The organism is Paraniabella hibiscisoli, from assembly GCF_022512515.1.
Taxonomy (GTDB): domain Bacteria; phylum Bacteroidota; class Bacteroidia; order Chitinophagales; family Chitinophagaceae; genus Niabella; species Niabella hibiscisoli.
Window position 1 is genome coordinate 4373233 of the sequence record NZ_JAKWBK010000001.1, and the last position, 26553, is coordinate 4399785.

General features: G+C 40.9%; 33 protein-coding genes. 16 read left to right on the top strand and 17 right to left on the bottom strand.

What is annotated here, in order from left to right; translation table 11 throughout:
* Positions 1 to 159: 159 nt before the first annotated feature.
* Positions 160 to 612 (top strand): DUF6923 family protein, encoded by a 453-nt coding sequence (locus tag MKP07_RS26845; RefSeq protein ID WP_240850319.1) that lies wholly within the window; start codon positions 160 to 162, stop codon positions 610 to 612.
* Positions 528 to 1769, top strand: a complete 1242-nt coding sequence (locus MKP07_RS26850) for a DUF6923 family protein (protein ID WP_240850320.1) — start codon at positions 528 to 530, stop codon at positions 1767 to 1769. The genes MKP07_RS26845 and MKP07_RS26850 overlap by 85 nt, the downstream gene beginning before the upstream one ends.
* A 128-nt stretch (positions 1770 to 1897) precedes the next feature.
* Here MKP07_RS26850 and MKP07_RS26855 read toward each other — a convergent pair whose 3' ends face one another.
* From MKP07_RS26855 to MKP07_RS26865, 3 genes are all read right to left on the bottom strand, one after another.
* The gene (locus MKP07_RS26855) at positions 1898 to 2428 is read right to left on the bottom strand and encodes a hypothetical protein (protein ID WP_240850321.1); all 531 of its coding nucleotides are present in this window, start codon (positions 2426 to 2428) and stop codon (positions 1898 to 1900) included.
* A gap of 379 nt (positions 2429 to 2807) precedes the next feature.
* On the bottom strand, positions 2808 to 3515 hold the full coding sequence (locus MKP07_RS26860) for an alanine dehydrogenase (protein WP_240850322.1): 708 nt from the start codon (positions 3513 to 3515) through the stop codon (positions 2808 to 2810).
* The gene (locus MKP07_RS26865; protein ID WP_240850323.1) at positions 3473 to 3931 is read right to left on the bottom strand and encodes a hypothetical protein; all 459 of its coding nucleotides are present in this window, start codon (positions 3929 to 3931) and stop codon (positions 3473 to 3475) included. The genes MKP07_RS26860 and MKP07_RS26865 overlap by 43 nt, the downstream gene beginning before the upstream one ends.
* 180 nt (positions 3932 to 4111) lie before the next feature.
* Here MKP07_RS26865 and MKP07_RS26870 point away from each other — a divergent pair, with 180 nt between their 5' ends.
* Both MKP07_RS26870 and MKP07_RS26875 read left to right on the top strand, forming a co-directional pair.
* Positions 4112 to 4513: an Lrp/AsnC family transcriptional regulator gene (locus tag MKP07_RS26870; protein ID WP_240850324.1), complete on the top strand. Its 402-nt coding sequence runs from the start codon at positions 4112 to 4114 to the stop codon at positions 4511 to 4513.
* A gap of 322 nt (positions 4514 to 4835) precedes the next feature.
* Positions 4836 to 5294: a hypothetical protein gene (locus MKP07_RS26875; RefSeq protein WP_240850325.1), complete on the top strand. Its 459-nt coding sequence runs from the start codon at positions 4836 to 4838 to the stop codon at positions 5292 to 5294.
* 99 nt (positions 5295 to 5393) lie between these two features.
* Here MKP07_RS26875 and MKP07_RS26880 read toward each other — a convergent pair whose 3' ends face one another.
* Positions 5394 to 5753, bottom strand: coding sequence for a DUF4440 domain-containing protein (locus tag MKP07_RS26880; protein WP_317236114.1), 360 nt, complete (start codon positions 5751 to 5753; stop codon positions 5394 to 5396).
* 384 nt (positions 5754 to 6137) lie between these two features.
* Here MKP07_RS26880 and MKP07_RS43030 point away from each other — a divergent pair, with 384 nt between their 5' ends.
* The gene (locus MKP07_RS43030) at positions 6138 to 6200 is read left to right on the top strand and encodes a hypothetical protein (protein WP_394803705.1); all 63 of its coding nucleotides are present in this window, start codon (positions 6138 to 6140) and stop codon (positions 6198 to 6200) included.
* On the opposite strand, the gene MKP07_RS26885 is transcribed toward MKP07_RS43030, so the two are convergent.
* A complete protein-coding gene (locus MKP07_RS26885; RefSeq protein WP_240850327.1) occupies positions 6197 to 6430 on the bottom strand; it encodes a hypothetical protein in 234 nt (77 codons plus the stop codon). The genes MKP07_RS43030 and MKP07_RS26885 overlap by 4 nt on opposite strands.
* A 113-nt stretch (positions 6431 to 6543) precedes the next feature.
* Positions 6544 to 6900, bottom strand: a complete 357-nt coding sequence (locus tag MKP07_RS26890; RefSeq protein ID WP_240850328.1) for a VOC family protein — start codon at positions 6898 to 6900, stop codon at positions 6544 to 6546.
* Between the two features lie 403 nt (positions 6901 to 7303).
* On the opposite strand from MKP07_RS26890, the gene MKP07_RS26895 reads away from it, so the two are divergent.
* From MKP07_RS26895 to MKP07_RS26905, 4 genes are read left to right on the top strand one after another with little or no spacing between them, the layout of a single operon-like run.
* Entirely contained in the window at positions 7304 to 7924 is a 621-nt protein-coding gene (locus MKP07_RS26895; RefSeq protein WP_240850329.1) for a 7TMR-DISMED2 domain-containing protein, read from the top strand.
* The gene (locus MKP07_RS43035) at positions 7894 to 7983 is read left to right on the top strand and encodes a 7TM diverse intracellular signaling domain-containing protein (protein ID WP_394803706.1); all 90 of its coding nucleotides are present in this window, start codon (positions 7894 to 7896) and stop codon (positions 7981 to 7983) included. Before MKP07_RS26895 ends, MKP07_RS43035 begins: the two co-directional genes overlap by 31 nt.
* On the top strand, positions 7953 to 9239 hold the full coding sequence (locus tag MKP07_RS26900) for a sensor histidine kinase (protein ID WP_317236115.1): 1287 nt from the start codon (positions 7953 to 7955) through the stop codon (positions 9237 to 9239). The genes MKP07_RS43035 and MKP07_RS26900 overlap by 31 nt, the downstream gene beginning before the upstream one ends.
* A gap of 54 nt (positions 9240 to 9293) precedes the next feature.
* A complete protein-coding gene (locus MKP07_RS26905; RefSeq protein WP_240850330.1) occupies positions 9294 to 9779 on the top strand; it encodes a response regulator in 486 nt (161 codons plus the stop codon).
* A 65-nt stretch (positions 9780 to 9844) separates the two neighbouring features.
* On the opposite strand, the gene MKP07_RS26910 is transcribed toward MKP07_RS26905, so the two are convergent.
* The 3 genes from MKP07_RS26910 to MKP07_RS26920 all read right to left on the bottom strand — a co-directional run bounded on the left by MKP07_RS26910 (position 9845) and on the right by MKP07_RS26920 (position 12528).
* Positions 9845 to 10882, bottom strand: a complete 1038-nt coding sequence (locus MKP07_RS26910) for a sterol desaturase family protein (RefSeq protein WP_240850331.1) — start codon at positions 10880 to 10882, stop codon at positions 9845 to 9847.
* A gap of 94 nt (positions 10883 to 10976) precedes the next feature.
* Positions 10977 to 11252, bottom strand: a complete 276-nt coding sequence (locus MKP07_RS26915; RefSeq protein ID WP_240850332.1) for a DUF5123 domain-containing protein — start codon at positions 11250 to 11252, stop codon at positions 10977 to 10979.
* Positions 11253 to 11382: 130 nt separating this feature from the next.
* Complete coding sequence (locus MKP07_RS26920) at positions 11383 to 12528, bottom strand: DUF4957 domain-containing protein (RefSeq protein ID WP_240850333.1); 1146 nt, start codon at positions 12526 to 12528, stop codon at positions 11383 to 11385.
* Positions 12529 to 13037: 509 nt separating this feature from the next.
* Between MKP07_RS26920 and MKP07_RS26925 the strand changes: the two genes are divergently transcribed.
* Positions 13038 to 13232 carry a hypothetical protein gene (locus MKP07_RS26925; RefSeq protein WP_240850334.1) on the top strand — a complete coding sequence of 65 codons (195 nt, stop codon included), beginning with the start codon at positions 13038 to 13040 and terminating at the stop codon, positions 13230 to 13232.
* A 225-nt stretch (positions 13233 to 13457) separates the two neighbouring features.
* On the top strand, positions 13458 to 13949 hold the full coding sequence (locus tag MKP07_RS26930) for a DinB family protein (protein WP_240850335.1): 492 nt from the start codon (positions 13458 to 13460) through the stop codon (positions 13947 to 13949).
* Between the two features lie 114 nt (positions 13950 to 14063).
* On the opposite strand, the gene MKP07_RS39760 is transcribed toward MKP07_RS26930, so the two are convergent.
* From MKP07_RS39760 to MKP07_RS26940, 3 genes are all read right to left on the bottom strand, one after another.
* Positions 14064 to 14195, bottom strand: a complete 132-nt coding sequence (locus MKP07_RS39760) for a hypothetical protein (RefSeq protein WP_262919505.1) — start codon at positions 14193 to 14195, stop codon at positions 14064 to 14066.
* Positions 14192 to 15013, bottom strand: coding sequence for a helix-turn-helix transcriptional regulator (locus MKP07_RS26935; RefSeq protein WP_240850336.1), 822 nt, complete (start codon positions 15011 to 15013; stop codon positions 14192 to 14194). Before MKP07_RS26935 ends, MKP07_RS39760 begins: the two co-directional genes overlap by 4 nt.
* Positions 15014 to 15172: 159 nt before the next feature.
* Positions 15173 to 16771 (bottom strand): choice-of-anchor I family protein, encoded by a 1599-nt coding sequence (locus MKP07_RS26940; RefSeq protein ID WP_240850337.1) that lies wholly within the window; start codon positions 16769 to 16771, stop codon positions 15173 to 15175.
* A 241-nt stretch (positions 16772 to 17012) separates the two neighbouring features.
* On the opposite strand from MKP07_RS26940, the gene MKP07_RS26945 reads away from it, so the two are divergent.
* The 4 genes from MKP07_RS26945 to MKP07_RS26960 all read left to right on the top strand — a co-directional run bounded on the left by MKP07_RS26945 (position 17013) and on the right by MKP07_RS26960 (position 20597).
* Entirely contained in the window at positions 17013 to 17531 is a 519-nt protein-coding gene (locus tag MKP07_RS26945) for an MFS transporter (RefSeq protein ID WP_240850338.1), read from the top strand.
* A 115-nt stretch (positions 17532 to 17646) separates the two neighbouring features.
* Entirely contained in the window at positions 17647 to 18417 is a 771-nt protein-coding gene (locus MKP07_RS26950; RefSeq protein WP_240850339.1) for an MFS transporter, read from the top strand.
* Positions 18418 to 18663: 246 nt separating this feature from the next.
* Entirely contained in the window at positions 18664 to 19620 is a 957-nt protein-coding gene (locus MKP07_RS26955) for a YccS/YhfK family membrane protein (RefSeq protein ID WP_240850340.1), read from the top strand.
* A 23-nt stretch (positions 19621 to 19643) separates the two neighbouring features.
* On the top strand, positions 19644 to 20597 hold the full coding sequence (locus tag MKP07_RS26960) for an FUSC family protein (protein WP_240850341.1): 954 nt from the start codon (positions 19644 to 19646) through the stop codon (positions 20595 to 20597).
* Here the strand turns inward: MKP07_RS26960 and MKP07_RS26965 are convergent, their stop codons facing one another.
* The 5 genes from MKP07_RS26965 to MKP07_RS26985 all read right to left on the bottom strand — a co-directional run bounded on the left by MKP07_RS26965 (position 20598) and on the right by MKP07_RS26985 (position 23798).
* Entirely contained in the window at positions 20598 to 20960 is a 363-nt protein-coding gene (locus MKP07_RS26965) for a S41 family peptidase (protein ID WP_240850342.1), read from the bottom strand.
* Positions 20961 to 21352: 392 nt separating this feature from the next.
* The gene (locus MKP07_RS26970; RefSeq protein WP_240850343.1) at positions 21353 to 22054 is read right to left on the bottom strand and encodes a hypothetical protein; all 702 of its coding nucleotides are present in this window, start codon (positions 22052 to 22054) and stop codon (positions 21353 to 21355) included.
* Between the two features lie 344 nt (positions 22055 to 22398).
* A complete protein-coding gene (locus MKP07_RS26975) occupies positions 22399 to 22551 on the bottom strand; it encodes a hypothetical protein (RefSeq protein ID WP_240850344.1) in 153 nt (50 codons plus the stop codon).
* Positions 22544 to 23044, bottom strand: a complete 501-nt coding sequence (locus tag MKP07_RS26980) for a DUF2947 family protein (protein WP_240850345.1) — start codon at positions 23042 to 23044, stop codon at positions 22544 to 22546. The genes MKP07_RS26975 and MKP07_RS26980 overlap by 8 nt, the downstream gene beginning before the upstream one ends.
* A gap of 46 nt (positions 23045 to 23090) precedes the next feature.
* Entirely contained in the window at positions 23091 to 23798 is a 708-nt protein-coding gene (locus tag MKP07_RS26985; protein ID WP_262919506.1) for a DUF2071 domain-containing protein, read from the bottom strand.
* A 227-nt stretch (positions 23799 to 24025) separates the two neighbouring features.
* Between MKP07_RS26985 and MKP07_RS26990 the strand changes: the two genes are divergently transcribed.
* Positions 24026 to 26485, top strand: coding sequence for an L-rhamnose mutarotase (locus tag MKP07_RS26990; protein ID WP_240850347.1), 2460 nt, complete (start codon positions 24026 to 24028; stop codon positions 26483 to 26485).
* The last annotated feature ends 68 nt before the right edge of the window (positions 26486 to 26553 follow it).

Below are 26553 nucleotides of genomic sequence, written 5' to 3' on the forward strand. Positions count from 1 at the left end.
TATGCTATCTGTTTTCCTGAATACAGCCATACAACTTTTTTTTCAAATAGAGACCGGTTATACTTTCGCCCCGCCCGATCAAAATGATTTGATCAGTTCTGCTTCGACGGTCATACAAAAAAGGTCTCAAACAAGTTTTAAACAATAAATACCTCTTCAATGCGAATTAAAATTATTGCACTATTAACCTTACTATGGGGATATCAGTCTAAAGCCCAAACACCCACACCGGTAAACTGTCTCGATGGTCTTGCTTATATCTTAACCAATGGTGAAGGAGGCCCTAGTCTGTATTCCATGACGCTTTCCGCTACGGCTCCCACGCTTGTAGGATCTTTAGGTACAACTGCTTTCAATGCCATCGGTTACAATGCTTCCGACAATTTTATGTATGCGATCAATCAGGCGGGCGAAGTATATCGTATTGGCGCTAACAGTGCCCGTGCAGCTGTTGCAGTTTCAGATCCGAATAGCCTTTTAGGCCGGGGTACACAGCCGGAGATATTTCTTCGTCGGGTGTATATTACATGTATAATAACACAGCACAGCGTTTTGTATCTATTGATCTGGCTTCGGGCACACCTGTTGCCACGCTTGTTACCTACACGGTAGCCGCAGGTCAAACACTTAACGGAACCATCGATGATTTCGTTTTCCACCCTTCTGATGGTAATATCTACGGTGTAACCAGCACCCGCCAGTTGTTTACATTTAATATTACTACCAATGTTCTTACGGTAAAAGGCAGTGTAAGCGGAGCGCTTGCTGCCACCGGAACCAAAGGCACTGCATTTATGGATGCTGCCGGCAATATGTATGTGGGACAAAACAGCAATGGTACATTATATCGTATCGGTAACCCTGCTACAGGTAGTTCCTGGACATCCACTTCTTTCTCCACCGCACTTGCCAGCCTCGATGGCCAACCCTTTGATGGTGCGCGTTGTGCCAGTGTGGTGCCGCCAGCCGCTAACAACGATGAAAGAGAACTGACCGAGCTTACTCCGGTAACACTGGATATAGTTAACAGCAATACGCCGGGAATGGGTAAAGACGGACAAGGTACTTATCCATTGGATAATACCTCCGTTGTATTATATCCAACAGAGACAGGAGCAGCGGTAGGATCTAATTCCATCGAGCTTACAGGTAAAGGCACATTTACACTGAATCCTTCAACTGGTATCCTTACTTTTTCGCCTGTTTCAGGTTTCTCGGGCGAGGCTATTATTTGGTATACAGTAGAAGATACCAATAATAATATCTCCAACAGGGCATCGGTAAAGGTATTTGTAGCCGATGGTACTGTACTGCCTGTTCGCTTTGATGCTTTATCAGCTACGTTAACCCAGGGACAGCTAAGGGTTGATTGGACAACGATATCAGAAAATGAGAACAGCTATTTTGATATAGAAGTATCCGCCGATGGTAATGACTTTAAGTCAATAGGTACCTTAAAAAGCCAGGCGCTTAATGGCAATTCTGATATTGCTTTAGGTTATCAGTTCACGCTGGATACCAACCAAAATGCGCTTTTATTAGGAACGTCTTTCGCGATCGCTCTTATTGCTTTTGCTGCGGGAAAAAACCGGAGAAAAGCATGGGTGTTATCTGCTCTTACAATCATGATTGTCATTGGATTTGTATCCTGCTCTAAGCGGGACACAACCATTGCTACCGGTGATCAGTCATTATTGGTGCGTATTAAGCAGGTAGATAAAGATGGAAAATATGCCTACAGTAAAATCATTCGGGCTGTGGTAAAATAACCATCCTTTGTTTCCATCGAAAAGCCGTTTCAAATGCTTGAAACGGCTTTTCGTATTATTCATATTCCTGAAATTATCGGTTGTATCACTTTGTCACTATAACAGCGGATCAAACTTGCCTGGTACTTTTAAACTGTTGCACTTGTACTATTATGATACATAATAAATCCGCCGTTATTTTTTAAGCTATCGCTGATCTTTTGAAAAGCTGTTTTTAGGTTTCCTGGAAGTACTTCTTCGGGCTCATCGCAGTTAGCTGTAAATATGATGATCCATTCTTTAGCTTCACCAGTTATTTGCTGAATCAGTTCGAAAAAGATACTATCATCTGCGTAAATGTCTGCCGGTTTTAACAGGGCCGCTGATATTTGATCGTCATCTGGAACAACTGAAATGCATTGCCAGCTCTGTTCCTCAAAATGTTTTGGAATCTTTGGTAGAACAAACTTGGCTAAAGGCCCCTGTGTCAGATTGAAGTATTCATATTTCGCCTGAACAAGATCCTGCGGGTATAGCTGTCCCTGCGACTCCAATACCTGCCTTTTAAAACAAATACCCGGTGTCTCATATGTTTTCGGTACTACAATATCAACACAAATCTCCCGCATGAATTTTTTAATTTTATGATCTTTAAAACTACCTGTTTTAGTTCTGCCCAAAACCAGGACCAGGCATATTACCAATGATTGAGATTTTGGGGACATTTATATTGGTAGTGCGCATATATGGTGTTAGTATTCAATATTGATGCCTGTATCGGCTACCGGCACGAAAGGTACAAAACGATTTGTTACTGTGGAATTATTTCCATTAATAATAGTGATATATACCCTATTATCAGGCCTGCTGATCAACCCAGTTTGTGCGCGGCAAGTTAGCCGATGCCCATCGCCGATTGATATCGGGTGCAGTTAGCGCGAAAGAGATGAGTTTTTTATATAAAAAGCTACTGTAGAAGATGATCGCCTGATCGTCTCATCTACAGTAGCTGCTATTTCCTGATCTGAATAATTTGAATCAGGAATCGGATTCAATTAATTACAATACAGAAAGCTCCTCGGTTAATGGTTCATTGAGAGGAAGGTTCCATGCTTCAGCCACACCCTTGTATAATACTTTTCCATTGGCAATGTTAAGGCCTCGTTCCAGCTCTTTGTTATCCCTGCAGGCAGTTTGCCATCCTTTATCGGCCAGTTGCAAGGCGTAAGGCAAGGTGGCATTTGTTAAAGCCAGCGTAGAAGTGTAAGGAACAGCACCGGGCATGTTGGCTACACAGTAATGTACAATATCATCAATAATAAAGGTAGGGTTCTCATGCGTTGTAGGTGTACAGGTTTCAATACAACCTCCCTGGTCAACGGCTACGTCAACCAGCACTGTACCCGGACGCATGTCTTTCAGCATATCACGCGTAATAAGCAAGGGCGCCTTAGCTCCCGGAATTAGTACAGCACCTATGATCAGGTCGGCATCCTTTATCATGGCCCGGATATTATAGCTGCTAGACATCATGGTAGTTACATTGGCGGGAAGAATGTCTGAAAGCTGTCGCAGCCGCGGCAGGCTTATATCCATAATGGTAACCTGTGCGCCCAGACCGGCAGCCATCTTTGCTGCCTGTGTGCCTACAATGCCACCACCCAAAATTAGTACTTTACCAGGGGGAACACCAGGTACGCCGCCGAGCAGGATACCACGGCCTTTCAATGGTTTTTCCAGGGATTTAGCGCCTTCCTGAACCGACATGCGGCCTGCCACTTCTGACATGGGAACCAATAAAGGCAGGCTGCCATCTCTTTTTCAACAGTTTCGTAGGCCAGGCAAATGGCGCCGCTTTCAATCATCGCCATTGTCAACGGTTCTGACGAAGCAAAGTGGAAGTAGGTAAATACCAGTTGATCTTTCTTAATTAAGCGGTATTCCGACTCGATAGGTTCTTTCACTTTTATGATCATCTCAGCAATATCGTAAACCTCTTCTATCGAATCTAAGATATGAGCTCCGGCGGCTATATATTCTTCATTCGTAAAACCGCTGCCGGATCCGGCATTTAATTGAACGTATACCTCGTGCCCGTGACTTTTCATTTCGGCTGCACCAGCCGGAGTTAGAGCTACACGGTTTTCGTTATTTTTTATTTCTTTTGGAACACCTATGATCATTTTATAATTTAATTTAATGCAAAATTATTTATCAGTAAAATTTGCATGAATTGTTTAAAAAAATAATTATTTATTTCTTATTTCTCACCGTTATTGAGAAAAAATTTCTAAATTCAATATATCAGGGCCTGCCAAAAAGAAAAAAGCAGTTACCTTCTCTTATTTTAAAATATTTAGCTTATGACACTTGACGAAACAGATAAAAAAATACTACGTCTTCTGCAAGAGAATGCTCATCTTACTTATAAAGACATCGCTAAAAGAATTAATCTTTCTTTGACTCCGGTTCATGACCGTGTTAAGAAGCTGGAACGGGAGGGGGTGATACAGAAATATGTAACCGTATTAAACAAGGATAAATTAGGCAAGCAGCTCATGGTATATTGCCAGGTGAGTCTGGCAAAACAGACTTTTGATATCTCAGAGGCTTTTAATACGGCCATCAGGAATCTGCCTGAAGTGATGGAGTGCAACCTGATATCGGGAAATTATGATTATATGCTAAAGGTAGTAGTGCCTGACATGGAAGCGTATCATACATTCCATCAAAAAAGCTGTCCATACTTTCTGCGGTTTCCCTGATCAATACTGTTTTCGTAATATCTGAAGTAAAGAATTCATTCTCGCTGCCCTTATAGTATTTAAGCTTACTGACGCAAACAATTTCGGTAAGGCGGGAGATTGAAACTATACCTGTTGCCTAAAACCCCAGCCAAAATGCTCAATAACACATAATATGATGAAGATTGGCTGCTAAATGTAAATCTCTATTAGCCCTGTTTCTCGAACCTGATTTCCTTTTGAACGATTGTGATCTTTTAAGTTCGCTGCTGCGTCCGGGTAAATAAGTGGTGCGGCTTTATAAAAGCGGCAGCGTTTTTGCCTTAATTCCTAAAACTGGATAATGGCAAATACAAATACGCAGGCAACAGAAGTACTATCAGAGCAGGTAACACCACTGACCCTTGTTATCAATGAAGCGGTGGATAAAGGGTTTGACCTCATTTTCAGGATTAAAGAAAATGGTAGTCTTTGGGATCAATATGGCATTAACTATGAACCGGGGGATATGAAAATTGTATTCTCCAGGGTTTTTGAAAATAATCCCGAAGATGCCCGCCAGACCAGTGCTTCGAGGGTCTATTTGCTACGCAATAATGAGGGTGATAAAGGTATTTTGGTGGATGCTGATGGTATATACGGAGATGGGAGGATTGCCGCATGCGTCGGTACTATGGAGTATAAAGAAAACAAAAGAATGGAAAGACAGGGTGGGCTGAAAAACAAGTTAACCATTGCTGCTGCCGGTTTGTTACTGATAGGTAGCGCAATAGCATTCAGGATGCTCGGTCGCAGATCTTAAAAATGCATTGTTCTATACATGATCTGGTGCTGTAAACTGTTTCGCTGATTTCCTAACGCTATATCAAAACTAGCGATTAACCTTATTTATTCCAGCAGGTCACTTTCTGTATGCATAGCACAAAGCCAATTGTTGTTTTTCTTTCAGCCAGGTAGAAGTGCAGGTGCATTTCATGGGGGAGCCATCATAGTCAAATTCAATAAGGTAACCAATAATGGCATGGTCTGACCCGGTTTGTAGTTGTTCGCCGGAAATGCTGATCACCTTCATTTCTTTATCACTGCCTTTATTAAACATTTCTCTGTAGGCGGGCTCGCTTACGCTCATTACGCCATGCTTGCCCGCAACAATGCAAGGGAACTTTGTCAATGCTTTTAGGGTTTCATAATTTTTATGAACCATAGCATTCCAATACTTCTTTTCGAGGGGTAAAATTTCGATTTCCGTAATTTGTATTATTTGAAGTCAGTCGACAAAAGCCAGGCCTGAAACGGCTTTTGTAAAAGCATTAATAGAAAGCCTATACCTGGGTAAGCGCAGATAAAAGGATAAATTAAAGTAGCATGTTGATCATTTAAACTGAATTCAATGGCCGGCACATTTCTACACCGAATGCATCTATAGGAGTCATTGGGTTTAATGTGTGTTCCGACTTTATTGGCACCAGATTTGTCTCTTGTAACCAGGTGAGTTCAATTCATTTCTGAAAAATTTATTCACATTAAATTCTAAAATTATGAGAGGGATTTTATGGTTGGTTGCTGTAGTTTGTATAGTTATCTGGCTCTTGGGTATGCTCAATATTGTAGAAGGCATTAGCACGGCTACCTGCTACATATATTATTGGTTATTGCAATAGTGGTTATTTTGTACAATGTTATTTCAGGTAGAAAACCTTTAGACTAGGGTTTGAAAGAGGGGGGTACTGCAGTAGTATGGTTTCCGGGATTAACCCAGGTGATCAGGATATGCCCCTCATCAAATTGGGTGAATGAAAAATCGTGCTTAGTCAAGCAGTCTTTTTGCATTAATTCATGAACCATTGTCAAAAGAAGCGTGCCTTGTTGCACTATTTCATCACTATCCGATAAACGCATAGTACGAAGCACTTGTTCGTAATTGAGTTCACTTCTCATGTACCTTAGTTTGTAGAATAAAGGTAAGCGACAGTTGCTATTAATTAAAGAAAATAAGGGTATAAATTTCCTTTTTCTAAAAATCGTGGAAATTCTTCCTCAGGTTTGCTTTGTTAAAGGCTCCAGACTGCTAACTCATAACCATCCGGGTCGATGAAATGGAAACGGCGCCCGCCCGGAAAGCTAAAAATATCCAGGGAGATCAAGCCGCCGGCTTCCAATACATTTTCTCTCGTCTGTATAAGATCTAGGGAGTAAAGAATGACCAGGATGCTTCCTCTTACCGGAGTTCCTATAGTAAAGCCGCCATCTACAAAATCGCCTTCGAAAGCCGTGTAATCCGGACCATAATCAGTAAAGCTCCAGCCAAAGGCGCTGTTGTAAAAAGTTTTAGCTGCTTCAATATCTTTCGAGAGAAATTCAAGGTATTGTACTTGCTGATGTATTAATTTTTCAGGACCACTGTTCATATCCTCAGGAGTTTTTGCAAACATATCAATTCGGCTGCATCTCTTCGAAATTTTAATGGGTTTAAATTTGATAGGCCCCAGGGTATGGCCGGCCTCATTCGTTACATTTCATCATTTGCGTGCCCGTGTAACGGGTTTAAGTATGCGATTACAAAAAGCACCCCTTATAGAAATAAGCGGTGCACTCTCGAAAACTATCTGTTAAGGAAAACTATACTAAATCTTTGGGGATTTTCTCTCAAAATCACTCAATTATTCTGTAGCAAAATCAAAAAAACCTGTTTATTTTCATGGTGCAAACATAAAGGTTCAATCATCTAATCATTTTCGAAATCGGGAAAATGATTTACGAGATTGGAAAAAGTAAGCAATGGCACACATTCAGTAACTTTATCGGATGTTTATGAAGTGGAAGTATTTTCTCTTTTTACTGCTGGCTTTACTTTGTGCAACTTTTAGCTGGTCTCGATATGTTAACCTCGATCAGGGATCGCCTGCCCGGTATATCGGCAGTGAAGTCGTTTATTTTAAGGATACAACAGCAGCACTTAGCTTACCACAGGTTCAACAGGCCTATAAAGAAGGTAGATTTATTAAGGGAGCCAACGATATACTCAACTTTGGCAATACTCCAGATGCTGTATGGGTTCATTTGGCGCTTAGGAAAACAGGTAACAATGCAGCTTACCTGGTAGTGGGATACGCAAATATTGAGCAGGTAGATTGCTATGTTGGTTCAGGTAGCCGGTGGAATCATTTGAAGGCGGGATCCCTTATAGCGGCTTCGCCCGGGGTGAGGAGCACCAACCAGTATATTTTCCCGATCAATGCCCGGGAGGGGCAAGACACAGTTGAAGTATGGCTTCGTTCTAAAACCAGGAATATTATGCTTCTGCCTTTGCAAGTTGCAGGCGTTGATAATTTATATGCTATAGAAAATTCTAATAACAGGACAATTGAACTTTGCTTCGTAGGCTTCCTTTTGCGCTTCTCATCTTCCATTTATTTCTTTACTTTACAGTAAAGGACCCGGCCTATCTCTATTACTGTTTATACATATTATCTCTTGGCATTTACACCTAGGTTACCTAAGTGGATACCTGTATTTACTGGGAGATTCATTTAAAGCATTTGTCTATCAATACCCTCATATATTCTTCTCCGTGGGTTTTGCTACTTCTATCTTAATTACTAACCGTTTTTATAATATACGAGCCATATCTCTTCCGCTTTTCAGGTGGACCAATATTTTACTAGCAGGCTTGCTGGGCCTAATGGTGTTAAGCATGTTTGGTTTGAAAGCGCAGGCTGCGTTAGGCGCCCAGATTTTTGGTTTGCTGGTACCACTAACTTTAATACTTACCAGTATCTATGCTTATCGTGTAGAGCGAAAAGCAATTGTTTACCTGGGAGCTGCCTGGCTCGCATTTGTGTTGGCGGTTCTTTACTATGTATTAAGTCTGCAGGGCATTATAACTTTTAAAGCTTACAGTCCCTTAGTTCTTCAAAGCGGCGTGTTGCTGGAGTTTATGCTTTTAGCATTGGCACTTGGACAGCGCTATCAAACAATTTTGGAACGACAAAGAAAGGTAGAGTCTGAGCATTTTAAACTGATGCAGCTGCACAATACAGAGCTCGAACTGCAGGTGTCTAAGCGTACCCAAAGCTTAAATGAACTGATAGATCAGCTGAAAGCCTCAGACGAAGTAAAAAATAAGCTATTCTCTATTATAGCACACGATCTCCGAACTCCCTTTAATAGCATGCTTTCCATCCTGTCAACCGAAATTATTGATATGCTGGACGAAGATGAGCTAAAGATGATGTTACGTTCCAACAGCAATCATTTTCAGCAGTTAAAGATTATGTTAGATAATATTCTGCATTGGGCGCGATCACAAATGGAGGAAGTGCAAATAAATAAGGAGCCTTTTGACATCGTAAAAACAACTAATTTCCTGGCTACTGTTTACCAGCCGATCGCAGAGAGCAAAAAGGTAGGCATACATATAAATAGCGTGTCGGCATCCCAATTTTGCATGGCAGATAAAAATCATATCCGTTTGGTATTAAGAAATCTGTTAGATAATGCGGTAAAGTATACGGAGCCTTCCAGCGATATTTTAATTGAAATTGTTAAAGTGAGCAATGAAGTCAGCTTCAGTATTCAGAATAATTTTAATGTTAGGAATGGGCCTGGCGTTAATGTAAGAAGCGCAGGGTTGGGTATTAATTTGTGTGAGGACTATTTAAACAGGAATGGAAGCTCACTGAACAAAGAAGTGTCTGGCGGAGTAATAAGGTTTAGCTTTTTGCTACCCGCAGGTGTATTACAATAACCGGCGATAATGATGTCAATATCTGCAACTGCAGCTATCCTGTAACAAAATTCGGTGATCTTACTGAAGATAAACCCTACCTTTGGTTCGCAAAATAGCCGCGCCCGGTGTTTTCAACCCTCTAAACAAATGAACGTCAATAAGCATATTCTTATTGTAGATGATGATTACGTCTACAAGCTGGTTACGCGAAGGATGATAAATCTCTGTTGCAGTAACGCTGAAATTATTCTTGCAGAAAACGGTCGCGAAGCCATAGATATACTTCAGGCGGCTATTTACGATCCGTCTTTGCAGTTGCCCGATATTATCCTTTTGGATATAGAAATGCCTGAAATGAATGGATGGGAATTTCTAAATGCTTTTTCGTCTCTGGCCCCAGCAAAATTGAAGGGCATCAGGATATATGTAGTGAGCTCTTCTATCGATGATGTAGACCGGGAAAGAACCAGCGTTTTTCCGGCTGTTAAGGAATTGCTGGTTAAACCTTTTTCAATTGCTAAAATGGCCGGCATTATCAATTATGAAGCAAGCAGTTAATACACCTTACTATTGAGACTTTTTAAATGTACTCTTTCAGCTATTTATATTAGATATTAAATATATTAGTTAGCTTTTTGATTTACTATTTGCTTGTCTTCTTCGTGTTTCAAATGATCGTCTGTCTCCGCAAGATATCCGTTACGCACCACTTTAGCTGTTTGATGATTGCCGGTATGGCTCCAGCCAGGTGGCATTATTATATAGAGTAATTTATTTTTTATTCCAGGTGCTTTTACAACATCCCTCCACAAACAAACGATTTCTCCGAAGTAAGCATCCAGTACATTGTTGGGATTGATCTTCCGGGTAATACCATATTCTATTTTGATCTCATTTTTCTCATCCTGGTATGTTTTAAATAGCTTATCCCATATATTTAAAAGATTGCAAAAGTTCGTATCCATATACAGCGGATTTCGGGCATGATGAACACGATGATGCGAAGGTGTTAACAGAAATTTGCTTACAAATCCCAGCCTGCCATTCCTGATTATATTCTCGCCCACATGTATAAATGAACCCCACAAACCATCTATAAACATAATTAAGAATAGCAAAGGAGGGCTTACACCCAATATAATGCAAATGGAGGTTCGTATAACATCGGCATAAGGGGCTTCCAGAAAGAAGTGAGCGAAATTCACAAAAAGGTTCATTTGTTGCGGCGCATGGTGGGTAGAGTGCAGGCACCAAAGTATTCTGATCTTGTGTGCCAGGAAATGGTAGACAAAATGCGCCAGCTCCCATACTATATAACCATATATGAGCCAATACCAGGTGATATCTGTTTTAAAAATCGCCCATCGTTCAAATATCCCTATGCAAAAGCCTACAGCTGCAATGGAAATAAATCTCGAAATAAACCGGTTAAGCACAAATACCAGGAACGAAAGTTTATAGTCTTCTATCTTAAAACGTTTGTATACGATGGCCCGTATGATCTCTATAAGGAGCAGCAGCGGTATGATGGGGTATATGAGGTTCTGTATGCCAGCCCAGGTAGATAACGAGCTATAGTCGTTTTTCTTCACCATTTCAATAATGCCGCCAATACCGAAAAAACCGATGAACTCGTTGTACAATGTTTCGGGAATATTCATATGCAAAACTTTTACTGCCCACTAATTTAACTATTGTTTTTTATTAATAAAAAAGGTGTTCCAAAAGAAACACCTTTTTGTTTGGATTCTGGTACTACCACCATCGGGGATCACCAATTATTCTTTCCTGTGCATTGGCCCGTAATGGGCTTGCAGCATTCACCGCAAAATTCCCGTTTTCTCTATCCCTGTACTGAGGGTCATAGGAAAAGGGATATTCCTTTATAGAATTGGGATTAGAATGATTGGCATCATTCATCACAAAAGCTGGGGTTACCTCTGTCCATAATGTGTTAGGATGTCTGAGTTCCCAATTATGCAAGGGCATATTAGATGAGTTACTGCCATATATGGTAGACTTGGATTTCACCTTGAAAAAATTAGTAAAAACTAGTCTTTTTCAAAGTTATTAGCAGTATAGGCAAAATTCAGAAAGAAATTCCCACCCGAAGTAAGATTGGAAATGATATTGTTCTCCATAACAAATTTAGATGGAGCTTTTACTGCTTTAAAATCGAATCCACCAGCTGTGAAGCTGCTGTCAACCGTATTATTTTTAAAAGTAAAGTCAATAACATTATTGGTGTTTTTTCTGCATCAATGGCTACAAAAATTTTATTGGCCAGGTAAAAGGTAGAATTGCTGATCATTGCTTTTTTAAGCTGTGCCGCCCCTACATTTAAAAGCCCCGTTTCATTGTCGGTCCCCAGGTGATGGAGAATAGAATTATTGATGGTTACAGACTCCATCACTTTACCCGTAGTACCGCTCAGGTTAAATAATCCAGTATGATAATTGCGAACAATACAATTATCCACCTTTAGAGAAACAGTATTCTGGCCTGAACTGTGATTGACAACCCAGTCGTTCCATTGGTGATCTGCAGCATCGGGTAATTCCTGTTTATATTCATCCAGCCGGGCACCCGAAATTTCAATACCTTCGAGATTTAGACCTGAAAGACTTCCCCGTAAAGAAAGTAACCTCGAATATAATCTCGGCTTAGCCTTTACTCCATCTGCCGCTTTAATTGTAATGAGTTTATCATCGATGGATATTTCTGTGGTAGCATAATTATAAACTCCTTCGTTCAGCAAAATAATATCCTGATCTTTTGCTGCTTTTATTGCGTAAACCAGGTTGCTGTAAGGTTCCAGTTTCCAGGTATTGCCATCTGGTTGTGCATTTGTTGCAAATGCTTGAGTGCCTAATGGAAATCTGTCATTATAAATCGTTGCGACATACTGCATGTTGACAGCCAGAGATGGTACCGATGTTTGTTGTGTACTAAGATCTTGTGGAGATAAGTTGTGCTTTATCACGGCTCCTTTAAAAGGTTTAAGCTCTATATGGGTAACTTTTGTTGATAGGTTGTCACTGCCATTATCAGGGGTATTCCAGTTAAATACCACGCTATTAACTGTTACTTTGTCTTCGGTAACAGAATAAAGGATGTTATTTTCGATCGTCTCAAAGCTAAGCGCAACCCAGTTGGAGAACAACCCATTTTTGGTAGAGGCTGAACGCACACGAACATGGTAAACTTCCCCCAGTGGCAATCGCCAGAAACTGTGTTGATTGACATCCTCATTCACTTCAATAGTTTCATTGATTACGGAAAAGTCTGCTAACCTCGACAGCTCCAATTGAAATGCGTTATACCCGCTACCCTTGGGTTGCCAAGTTAGGTTTACTCTGCCATCGGATATAGCATATTGGAGGTTGGTTACAGGCTCCGGTGGGAGCGGGTTCGACACTTCTTTCCTACAGGAAAAAAGGACGCAAAAGGCATAAGCACAGCACCAGGCTGTTGAATCTCAGATATTTCATATGTAAATCGTTTTGCTAAAAGTATCGAGACGGTATGGGCATTTCAATGGAAAAAATCGTGCAAGAAATGTAAATTATTCCTACAAATTAAAGCAGGATTAAGAAACTGAAATCGGTATTAGAAAAAGTCAAAAATGTGCCTTAATCTAACTTTTTAGATTGAAAAGAAGGGAAATGCAAAGGTCGTTGGATATTTTTCGTCTAAAAAACGAAAGGCTTCTTGTGTCTGTTTAGATAGGTTATAGTTTTATGTCCACAATAGTAAATCTACAAACTCAGGGTGATATGCTTTTTTACTATATTTGTTTCGCATAACTTGAACAAAATGAACACCAACGTAACTTACCCGGAATTCGGGTATAAGGCGCATGAATTAAACAGGTATATCGAGGCTTCCGGACTTTTTAGTATTTTATTGAATTGTGGTGAGATCGTACATCATAGACCCGTGCATGTAAACGATTTTCGCAATTGGTTGAGCAGTCATAATATTGTTGATTTACGCAGTGCCGAAAACTAACCACCAGAACATCTGGTTAATATGCTCGAAAATGGAATACATGTGCCTGTAACTTCTTTTGTACTTTGCCTGTAGTTGGTAGTGCATTATTTATCTGTTTTTACCTGATACTATTGGCGGAATGCACCTTTTAAATAAATTTTAAAGTTGTTTTTTGCTGCTGACACACTGTTGTCACAGGCAGGGTGGAGCTTTGTGTTATCAATCATCAAAAAAACAAAAGATATGAGCACAGTAACTACAATCGAACGTCCACTTATTAGCGCTGAAGAATTATTAGCTGCCTGGCAAGGGCATCGCAACCTTACCCGTAAGGTAATTGAAGCATTTCCGGAGAAAGATATGTTTACTTTTTCAATCGGGGGTATGCGTCCTTTTGCCGAACTGATCAAAGAAGTGATTACCGTATCTGCTGTAGGCTTAAAACAAATAGTAACGGGTGTTATTACTCCATTTGAAGACGCCATGCCACAGATCAAAGAGAAAGCAGACCTGTTACAGGCCTGGGATGAAGCGAGCGAGCAGATTAATGTTTATTTTCCGCAGATCAGTGCAGAGAAATTTCATGAGGATATTAATCTTTTCGGAGAGTACAAGTTTCCTGCTATCGAAAATATCCAGTATTTCATCGATAATGAAATCCATCACCGCGCACAGGCTTATGTTTATCTGCGCGCTTTAGGTATTGAACCTCCTTTTTTCTGGGATAGGTATTAATTAGCTTTGAAAAATGATACATTTTAATAAGGTGAGAGTGCTACTCTTGCCTTATTGTTTTTGGTAGCGGTTCTTCGTCTTGTTGCTTATTGGCGCGATTATCGATTTCCAATGTTAGCTCTTTGAGTCTTTTTTAAGACTTTCAGGTTCGATGATATCTGATTTGTCTGCCAGTACAATAAACCAACGAAGAAAATACTCGGGTTCGTGCGGGAAATGAAAAGTCATTTCTGTTTGGGTGCTCATTTTTTTTCGGAGATAAAACCATATTGCTGGCGGCTATGTTGAACATACTTTACATACGCATTGTCCATCATAATTTTAACCACTTCGTAAGTATCGAATTGTGGTTTTTGGAGATAAGCAGAGAGCTCCTTATGCTGTAAAGTAAAGCTAATATCCAGTCCTGTAATTTTTATAATACGATCAGACCTGAAGTTGCGATGTTCTTTTCTTAAATGACAATAAGCAACCAGGTACCAGTATTCTTTGTCATGATACAACCCGATCGGTTCAATATTTCTTTCGGATGGCTGACTGGCGTCAAAGGACTGGTACCGGATATATACCTGTTTTTTATTCACAATGCCGTTCATCAGTATTTCTAAAGCATTCGGTACTTCTTTATTGAACAGGTTCTTTTTAGGTGAAACGTGAATATTAGCATTTAGTTCATCAATCCGGTCTTTATCCGTCCAGCGTAAAACAGACTTTACCTTAAACATTGCTGATTGAAATGCATTACCCAATGAACGATCGGTAAAATGCTCCATTAGTTTTTCTGCTGCTACAAAACTTACGGCTTCTTCCCGGGTAAACATTACTGGTGGCAACTTATAACCCTCTACTATAGAGTAGCCTACACCTGCTTCTCCGCTGATGGGGACACCAGAGTTTTCCAATGTTTTAATGTCCCGGTAAATGGTGCGTAGGCTTACGCCGAAACGATCAGCCAGCTCCTGCGCTTTTATAACACGCTTAGACTGTAGCTGGGTTAGTATGGCCACTACACGGTCAAACTTTTTCGGACTGTCATCGTGTATTTCATCATCTATTGCGGCCATCTGTATTAATTGTGCTGCAATTTAGAAAGCTAAGTTGAGGAATGCAAATCTTTGTAGGGATCGCAGGTATCGCATATAGAAATATACCGTACCAGCTAACAAAACAACCGTAGTATCAAAGGACACTACGGTTGTTATAGTTGAGTAGCTATTGTACTGCTAGATGGTTTTGGGTGTGTATAGGGTCACGAAGCCATCACCTTCGCTGCTCACAATAAGTAAAGATTTTTTTGTAGGGCTCATTCTTGCCGGAACAAATAATATGCCTTCCGGTGCATCTCCTGTTTTAACCAATTGCAAAAATTTAGGACTTTGCGGATTGGTAATATCATACATTGCTACTGCATCCGCTCTTTCCATACCTACAAAAGCCACATCTGTTTTTCCGACTTTCCCGATAGCTATACCTTCTGGTTCTACTGATTTGTCGTCGCTTCTGCCATCATCATAGCCGGGAATTTTATTGTCGTTGCTTCCAACACCCAGTACATCAAATGTTTTAATATCCAGCTCATTTTTGCTATCAAAAACCTGGGTACCTGTTAAACCGCTCCATACGCTGAAAGAGCGGGCGCCAAAAGAGTATAGCTCGTCAAAATCTCCGTCACCGTCTTTATCGCCCAAAGTGGTGGTAATGTTTAAACGGCCCAATACACCATTTTTCTTAAGCTCAGTTGCATTCGGGAAAATGGTAGGATCAAGAATTACATTTTTATTTCCTATCCTTTTTGCTTCAACAAATATTTCTTTTTCATTTGCGTCAATATACTCACGTGCATCTCCTTCATTGGCAGTAAATAAGTAGGGTACATTATTACGTTCTAAAACCGCAATAGCATCCGGCATATATATGCCTTTTACATTTGGCCATAAAGCAGCCAGGTATTTCTTGTCGTCATCGGTTACATCAATTTCGTTACCAGCCAGTGAGTAATCTTTAAAGCCCAAAGGGAAAATATCGGTAATCGTCTTGCTTGTAATATTTACTTTAGCTATTGCATTGTTTTCCTGCAAGGTTACCCAGGCAGTTTTTGAGTCGGCTGATATAGTAATATATTCGGGTTCGATATTCGAAGCGAAATCAGGATTGGACTGCGGACCGAAGATCCTGAAGCCTTTTGTCTTTAATGTAGCTGCCTGGCTTGCAAAGCCATCAAAGTATAAAGTGGTAACAGCATAGTTGCTGCCCGTTTCTATTATAGAAATACTTCCTTTAGGATCTACTGAATAATCGGCATTGGGCTCGCCTTCATTGGCGGTCATTATATATTTACCATCGGGAGAAAAAGTAACCATATCTGGCAATGCGCCTACGGTAATAGATTTAACCTCTGTATAATCGGTTGTTTTTATTACGGCAACTTTCCCGTTATCTGTTTTATTGGTAGATTGTATAGCAGCTGCTAATATCCCGTTATGAACACTTACACTATTTACGGCACCACCATAGGGAGCCATACTGATTGACCTGATAAAAGCAGGGGCGGACGGATTTTTAAGATCTACTACATCAATCCGGTTTACAGCTCCATCGGTACCTTCATTATTTACTACGAAAAGCCTTTGGGTTACACTGTCGTAAGCCGAGATTTCGGCTGCAGCCGTTCCGCCTATATTTATTTTACCAATTTCAGCAAATGTGGCAGGATCTTCATTTACAAAGAATTCCGGCTCCGGAATTACAGGAGTGTTATCATTCTTTTTACAGGATGCCACAGCTATAATTGCGGCAATAAGCAGCTTGCTACTATGCTTCATGATCTGGTTTTTAGGATGAAGCGCGAAAGTATTGGTGCAATGTGACGAAATCGTGAAGATAATCTTAAGTAATTGTTAGCTTACTAAGTCCGGGGTTTATAAACAGTCATTTGTCGCCGTTTTCAAATAAATTGTTATAATATTAAATATTGTATATTGTCGGTTTGGTTTAAAAAGAGCTTTGCAGCAAACGATCAGTACTCCCGGACCGTTACATCCTAGAAATCGAGTCTCATAAAAAATGAATAATACATCGCAAGATCAATCAATCAATATTAAAAAGGTATTGCCAGTAATTCTGGCAACAGCCATTTTTATGCAAATGCTGGATTCAACTATCCTGAACACCTCGCTGCCGTCCATTGCAAAAGACCTGAATGAGTCGCCTCTCAATATGCAGAGTGCCATTATTGGTTATGTACTGACCCTGGCTTTACTGATGCCGGTTAGTGGTTTTCTCGCGGATAAATTTGGTACAAAAAAGGTTTTTATTTTTTCGCTGGCCATGTTTAGCCTGGGTTCTTTGTTTTGTTCGCTCTCACAAAATCTCACGCAGCTGGTAGTGTCAAGGGTAGTGCAAGGCATCGGCGGTAGTTTGATGACACCGGTTGGTAAACTGGCATTGATTAAAACCTTTCCTAAGAAAGACCTGTTGAAGGCAATGAACTTCGCTATCATTCCAGCCCTGATAGGCCCTGTATTGGGGCCTTTGGTTGGGGATATATGGTGGATTATTTGTCCTGGCACTGGATCTTTTTAATCAATATACCGATTGGTCTCACAGGTATACTGTTGAGCCTTAAATTTATGCCGGTTTACAAGTCGCCCATTATTGATTTCGATCTCAAAGGCTTCCTTATATTCGAGCGGCGTCCTTGTTGCTTTCCATTGCATTAGAATTATTTGGAAATACGGTTACCAATACGCCGGTGTTACTTATTACGGTATTTGGTTTTTTGATGGTCTATTTCTATTACCGGCACGCCAAAAAAGATAATAACCCTATTTTTCCTTTGAACCTGTTTAAGGTAAGAACTTTTAGAGTAGGTATACTGGGAAACCTGGCTACACGCCTGGGTATTAGTTCTATTCCGTTACTGTTACCCATGATGATACAAATTGCTTATGGCCGATCGGCAGTAACTTCCGGCTGGATTATAGCACCCATGGCTCTTACCGCCATGTTTGGCAAATCAACGGTAATCCGTATCCTGAACCGTTTTGGCTATCGTACTACCTTAATGACGAATACATTTGTGATCGGTATATTGATCTGCTGCCTGGCCATTCCAGATGTACATAACTCTATATACTGGTATATACCCATAATTGCTGTTTTGGGTTTTTTCAATTCTGTACAGTTTACTTCAATGAACACCATTTCTATTGCCGATCTCAGGGCTTACCATACCAGTAGTGGCAATTCATTGATCTCCGTTAACCAGCAATTAGCCATTGGCTTTGGTGTTGCTTTTGGCCTGATTGTCTTTAAGATATTCCAGGGAGATACGAGCCTCATAAAAAATGAGATCCATAATGCATTCCGGTATACTTTTCTGGTTGTAGGTGCTTTAACTATTTTATCGGGACTAGTATTCAGAAGATTGCATCCGAAAGACGGATTGAATATGCGCTCGGAAGGTTAAGGTACAGGTTTTCTAAACAGACCTTCGGTGGCCGCTGTGCCAACATTACAAGTTGTGTTGACCTAATGTTTAATTTTGGTAGCTAATGTGGAACCGTTTTTATAAACTTCTGGTAAGCGAATATGGCGGCGATGCACTGCGCAATACGCTGGCAACCATTGTACCTGGTTTAGTGGCCGCGTACTTTTTCAACTTGACACAGGCATTGTTGTTAGCATAGGAGCCTTATTAGCTTCGCTGACGGATATGCCTGGTAGTCGTGCCGATAAATGGTTGTCTGCGAAATGGTGTATCCCGGCTTTCTTTATAGTTTCTTTCATTACAACGGCGGGTTTACATCTGTACTGGATATTAATACCCTGGTTAATGCTCATTGCCTTTGCGGCGGGCATGTTATTTGCGCTGGGTCCCCGGGTGGCTATTGTTGGCATACTCTCGTTAATAATAGCCAGCTTTACAATCGGGTTGTGGCCAGCCAGTGCATTGTCCTATAGCTGCTGGATAGTCGCAGGCGCCGGATGGTATTTTGTGATCAGCCTGCTTTTAGTGTATTATGCACCCTACCGGTCTTTAAAACATGCTTTAAAAAGAAGTACCGATGGCATAGCTGCGCTGTTAAAAACCAAAGCCTTGTTTTATAATGCCGATACATTGGTAGAAAAAGCCTATGAAGATCTGAGCGCGCTTCATATTGTAGTAAGTGAGCAGCAAGACCAGGTAAGGCTCTTATTATTAAGAGAACATAATCTGTTGCAAAAAGAAAATAAAGTGGGGCAACAATGGTTACAGCAGCTGTATGGGACGATCGATTTGTATGAGGTATTGACAGCCATTGATCACGACTATGATACCATCAGAAATTCGCTGACGGAAAGCGGTGCTTTAGAGCTGGTTAGAAAGATCATTATATTATTGGCAGACCGGGTACAGATGATTTCGGAAAACGATAATTCCTTTTCAATGCAAGCTAATGAACAGGAGATACAAAGACAGATCAGTCAACTCAATGAGATAAATGCTAATATAAGGCCCGAGTCTGTTGAGGTACTATCGGCCACTATTGCAAATATCCGTGAGATACTGGAAAAGGTTGACAGGTTATATAGTATCGCAAACAAGGGTGCAAACCTTAATGATCGGCCTCAAGACATCGATTATACCCACTTTATTCCTGCCAGCTCTGTGAGCTGGGGGCGTTATTAGTTCATTTTAACTGGAAGTCTGATGTGCTTCGTTTTGCGGTGAGATGGGCGTTGTTATTCGGAGCGGGAGGAGTAGTGGGTTTACTACTTCCCGATTTCAGGTATACTTATTGGGTGCTATTAACTATTGCCATTGTTGCCCGGCCTACATTTGCGGTCACACAACACAGAAACCTGCAGCGTATAAAAGGGACCGTTATGGGATTGCTGATCTGCCTGCCGCTTATTTATTTTTTCCATAACACATGGATCTTACTGGCAATTGCAATGTTGACTTTGTATGGTTTCTTTTTGTTTAACCAACCCAACTATACGATTAGTGTATTGTTTATTACTATTACCGCAATCGTTTTATTAAACATACATCAGGGCGCGTTCTCCGAGTTGTTGGGAAGCAGGGCCGCTTTTACTTTGCTCGGTGCTGCCTTAGCCATCCTGGGCTGGTTCCTGGTTCCCGTAAAGCAAGGTCGTCAGTTTAGTAAATTAGCGCGTTCCGTAGTGGAAGCAAACAGGGAGTATTTGGAGGTGATTGTAAAGGGTATTGATAATAGGGTTGATAATAGCCAGGAGGTTCGTTTGGCCCGTAAAAGAGCGCACGCCGCATTGGCTTCTTTTTCTGATGCCTTCAACCAGTTGCGCAGAGAACCCGGAAATAGTAGAAATGCCTGGACGCGCGAATTAGAATTTCAGGCTATAGGTTATAGAGCTAATTCCCTTGTTGTAGGGATAGCCCTTTCTGTATCAGGCAGACGATCGGGTGCAAACGCGTTGTTGCAAATTCACCTTCGTATTGACTATGTGAGGTCGCTTTTAGGGAATTGGAAAAACTACAATAGTAATGATCAGGACACCAGCTACATTGGTACAACAACCGCCTATTGGGACCAGCGAAAATATGTCGCTTTTAGTTGGAGTACTGCTGGAATCGCAGTTGCTGTTGGTAACAATTTCGTTGACATATACACAGGCAGTTTATGACTACTCCTCCAGGATATTTTTCACATACCCAACCCATTTATAACCGGGGACTTCGTTGCTGATGAAATAGTCCGGCTGTATGCCGCGATCGTCTAAAATGTATTGTGGAATGCGCTTACTTCGTGAAAGGCCATATCCTAATTCATAATTGTTACACGGTGATTTTACAGCATACATATTTGAAATATCGAGCGAGCCATAGGTAGAAATACCGAAAAGTTTTACTTTTTTACTTTGTTTTGCTGCCAGCACAAACTGCTCAGCCGTACTACCCACACCGCCATCTATTATAATACCTACCTGTTTGGGATACACATTTTTGACAGTTGTAATTTCCGACACTTCTTTAACCGGTTCATCCAAATGAACAAACGCTCCTAAATGTTGCTGTAAAGTGTCGTATGATCGCCTTGCCCATTTTTTTGCTCTTCCGTAAAAACTGCATTGTATTCAGGTTTATTAATAAAGTCGAGCATTCTTTGATTGTTGCAAGCAACGTGCTCAGGTAATCTACACCGGGTGTCGTAATAGGATTTGTTTTCAAATAAGGAATAATGCCACTGAAGCTGAAATCGCTGCCGCCGCCATTACCCCGGATATCTATGATTAGATTTGGCGTTTTTGCCAGTATTTTGTCGTTGGCGTTAAGCACGCTGTCGATTGCTTTTTTTGGCCCAGGTCAAAAGAAGGAATTCTGAAATACAAGGTGCTATCATTAAGCTGTTTCATATATGGGTTCCTGGATTCCAGCATTGTCAAGAAAAATTAACTTCCTCTTCTGTCGGAAGAACCGGCATCAGCCGCTTGAGCCAAAAGCTGGCAACCTGTAAATGATTTTGCCCCAGAGCCTGTACATAATCATTTTCAACTTTAGCATGATCGCGCATGTAAACGATTCCTTTCAGTTTGCGACCTTCATTTTTTATTTCCAGTTTTACCTGTCCTGCCTCCCAATAAGGAGGCACATCATTTATTAAAATGCCTTTGTAGCCATCTGCTGTCTTTTTAATGGCTATTTTATAGGGCGGAGAATCCCAGATGCCCTCAAAATCCTGGGTGCTCTTGTTACTTAGGTATTTTTCAAATTCCCCAAGATTGATCTGCAGTTTCGGCCAGTCTTTAAACTGATTTTTAATGGCAAGTGTATCCAATGCCTTAACAGGTGCGGTACTTCCGTTTGCAGCTTTAAGTTCCAGTGACCGAATGTAAATGTGTCCTTTCCGGAAAAAGCCTAACCATTCCTGTAAAATCGGAAGACATTCTTCCTTGGTTTTTGCGGCATTAATTTTTTCTGCGATTGTTTTATTATGATAATCAAAAGCTGCCTGCCCTTTGATCGACAATATATATTTAAATCCTGCATCGTTTTCCTCAAACGTTGTTTTCAGCCACTTGAAGGTGGTATTGCAATTACAGTCCTCACCATAGCTAAAGCTGGCAGTTAAAAAAACAGGCAAAAAAGTAACGATGGTTTTGTACGCATATCTTGTTGTAATGGATGATTATTTTAGATTATACACTCTATATCACGAAACACACCATAAATACCGAATTACCCGATGGTTGTACAGGTAGCTCATTTCAAGGACTTCATAAAAATAATACGAAAAACTGCTGTTTATGTTACAATACAGGCAAAAAAGAATATTAAAATTTGTAATCAATGTTGCCAAAACAAAACCGGGAGGTGTATATAATTACACTAATGGTTTTTGAATAGCTTCTGGTGCCGTTTTTATTATCCACCAGCTATTAAAATAGGAATTCTTTGAAGGTATAATTCCGGTTATTGCACCAGCTATCATCCATAAAAACGTTCGCAGTAATAGTCCAGCCAAGCAGGCGCATTCGTTTTGGAGAAAGTACAATTCCAGGTACCGAAATATGTTTTCTTTCTATAAGCCAAAGTAGTGCTCAGGAAATAAGCAACACGATTGAGGTTCCGATCATTCATTTTGTTTTAACGTTGATCGGATTCCAAAGTACATAATGTCCTCATGATGACAAAGCAGAGCCCATGTCAAGTCCGTATCCATAACGGTAAGATCATCGCTCCCGGGATAATAGAAACAGCCAATATATCGTATAAACAAACTCCAGGGAACCATAATTGCAAGTTCAGGCTCCCAGGATAAGAAAACCATTTGGTTGCGTGGAACGCCTTTTTCGTATAACCATTTCTGCATGTCTTTTTCTTTGTCATCTGTAAACGCTTTTTGATCGACTATGCTGAAAAAGTCTTTTTTAAACGGAAAGTCTTTATGCAGATTGGCTTTGGTTACGTAATGATGCCAGATAAACCGAGCGCCGTTTTTATTCAATGGCTTCAATTGCTCAAGATCCTGATCAGGTAAACCATTATATTTCTCGTCTGTGAAACGCCAGCTGAGGCTAAACTCAGATATTGGGATTATATATTGACCAATATTTCTAAAATTTATATTCATCAATTTTTCCTGCTAAGCTTACTTATAGTTTTAGATGTGTTATTGTTTATTTGCTAATGGCAGTTTTCCATTCATGTTCAACATTTGTCATCAATAACGCATTATCAAAAACCACCGACCCCGTTGGGAAAATTTCTGTATCGGCAAAGAAGCTTGATTGCACCTGGCTAACTTCTAAAGGTCGAACCTCCCATTTGTAGGCTTTGAGCTGTAATCCATCAAACTTATCTCCATTCGGCGAATAGCCCAGATCACCTTTTTCAAAAAAGGCTGAAGCATTTTCTACTGTTTCGAATATCGATTGCTTGTTAAATGCTGTTGTTTCTTTTGCATCAATTAGGATTTCTGTGGCATCCGAACTTTTAAACCCTACATGATAATTTCCTTCTTTTTCTTTCACATCAAATTGGGCCAAATAATGTTTGCCAGGAAAAAATCGTCCCCCAACTATTGTGTTCAACTTTAAAGAAGTATCTCTGCGGGGAATATAAACTCCGGATTTCGTCTCACCATTTTCATCCCATTCTACGGCAATTCTATGGGCACCGTTTTCCGAATTGACACCTATACAATCTGGCAATCCTTTTGGTTTAATATGTTTGAGTCGTATCAGGCATATACCAACAATTGCTTTACCCGCATATATCTTTGGCCTGAACGGAAATGGAATAATTTTCTTCACCACCGATGGGTCGGCGGTGAAATTAATGAGTATTCTTCTGTCAATATATCCATGTATCGTTGGTATCGCCATAGTTCAATATTCAATCTGTAAATATAAAAAAGCTATATCATAATCCCAACAAGGTAACCATCAGGTCGGCAGGCACTTCAATAGGAAAAAATCCATCATATCAACCAAAACCACCATGATGTTGAAAAAGCCCTTTGGTAAATTTACCTTTTCTAATAATTGATATGCATCTGCCAGTGAAACGATTGTATAAATTCGCTTTTCTTTTAATATTAATAACTGCAGCTATGGTAGCGGGGGCACAGGTATATGTTGCACCCAATGGCAGCGACGCTAATGCCGGCTCTAAAGAAAAACCCAAGGCCAGCCTGCAATCGGCACTGCGACAGGTAAGAGAATTTAGACGTTTAAACGACACAATAACTGAAGGTCCGATACAGGTTATTCTTCAGGAAGGTATTTATTGGTTGCAGGAACCGGTTGTGATCAGGGCTGAAGATGCCGGAACGCCTCAAAGTCCAACTTCTATTGAAGCTGCACCGGGTGCAAAAGTGGTATTGAGCGGTGGCGTGGTGATCAAAGGTTGGAAAAAAGCTGGCGGGATCATAACAAATTTGCCTGCTGTTGCGCAGTCGAAGGTATGGGAAGCACCATTGCCCGAGGCTTTCGATGAGTTACCTGGTTTTAGACAATTGTGGGTAAACAATACCAAAGCAACGCGTGCAAAGTGGCCTAATGGCGGAGAAATGGAACGCATTATCAGCTGGAATAAAAAAGATGAATCCTGCCAGATACCTAAACCTCCTGTACCCGTCAAAGACATCAGCGGATTGGAAATGTTCATTCATCAGTGGTGGGAGATTGCTACGCTCCGGGTAAAGCAAATGAATGTAGCCGGTGATAGTGCCCAATTACTATTCAGGCAACCCGAAAGCCGCATCCAGTCTGAGCATCCCTGGCCGGCTCCCTGGATATCTAAGGAAACCGGTAATTCTGCTTTCTATCTTTCCAACGCCATTGAATTTTTAGACGAGCCCGGCGAATGGTATATAGACAGGATGAATAAGAAGATCTATTATTGGCCGCGTACCGGCGAAGACCTTGCTACTGCCCATATCATAGCCCCTTTACTGGAAAACCTGGTTACCATACAGGGAACTATTGACGAGCCGGTAAGCCATATTCAATTTAAAAACATTGCCTTTGAGCATGTGGGGTGGAACCGTCCTTCTTTACAAGGACATGTACCGCATCAGGCAGGAATGCCAATGACCGAAGCGTATAAATTACGCCCTTCGGGTACTCCCGAAAAAGCCTCTTTAGACAACCAGGCATGGATCACCCGTCCGGGAGCTGCTGTTACTGCCTCTTTTGTACATAACCTATCCGTTGAGGGTTGTCGTTTTGAACATATGGCTTCCACCGGTTTAGATTATCACCTGGGTGTAAAGAACAGTAAGGTTATTGGAAATCTTTTTAAAGATATCGGCGGTACGGCAATACTGGCGGGCTCTTTCGCCGATGAAGGAATGGAAATACATCTGCCCTATAACCCAACGGATGAAAGAGTAGTAGCCGATTCGATCACCTTAACGAACAACCTGGTTACTAACGCCACTAATGAAGACTGGGGTGCGGTTGGTATTGGTTTGGGTTATACGCGTAATTCAACCGTATCTCATAATGAAATTGAAAATGTAAATTACTCGGGCATTAGCATGGGATGGGGATGGAGCCCGAGACCTAATGTAATGCGTAACAATAAAGTTTTGGCCAATAAGATCCATCATTTTGGTAAACAGAATTATGATTGTGCAGGTATTTATACACTAAGTGCACAACCGGGTTCCCTGATCAGCGAAAATTATATCGATAGTATTTATAAAGCGCCTTATGCACACCTGCCTTCTCATTGGTTTTACCTGTATACGGATGAAGGGTCCTCCCAGATCACTATAAAAGATAACTGGACAGCAACTCAAAAATATTTACAGAATAATAATGGTCCGGGCAATCAATGGGTGAATAACGGACCGCAGGTAAACGAAGCGATCCGGTTAAAGGCTGGGTTGCAGGATGACTATAAACACCTGCTCAAAGAAAGTACTTATAAGACCATTACATTACCCGTTAACTCAGAACATGAGGAGCTGGTAGAACTGGTGGTAACTAAAGGGAGGCTTAACCTGGTGCAGCTGCGTAATTTCTTAAGCGAAAATAAGCTGGACCCCAACAGCATCTATAAATGGAATAACCGGTATGTGATCTTTGACAAAGTGCAGGACCTGTCGGTATTCCAGGGGAAACTCAAAAAGGCCTTTCCGGATGTAACAGTGAGACCTTATTATGATATGTATTACCAATTTGACCCGAGCCGTTGTGATGATAAAGCAACAGCAAAGGAATGGGAGCATGTTCTTTTAACGGCTAACCTGGTAGCTGATTCTAAGAAGCAGAAGGAATACTTAAACTACCATGCCACACAGTTTGAACAATGGCCAGAGATTGCTAAAGGGTTTTGTAATGCCGGTTTCCAACGGCTGGTAATGTTCCGCAATGGCCGCCAGCTGATGCTGGTGATCAGTATTCCCAAAGGAAAGACATTGGATGAGTTGAATCCGAAAACAACGGAGAACAACCCGCGTGTAGGCGAGTGGAACAAACTAATGGCCCAATACCAGGAAGGAATAGAGGGAACAAAGAAAGGGGAGGTTTGGGTGTTTTTGAAGAAAGTGGTGGGGAAGTAGTGAAATGGTGAAAAATGAATAATGAGTAGTGAATTAAAATGTCCGCTTTTTTCGGGACAGAACAAAAT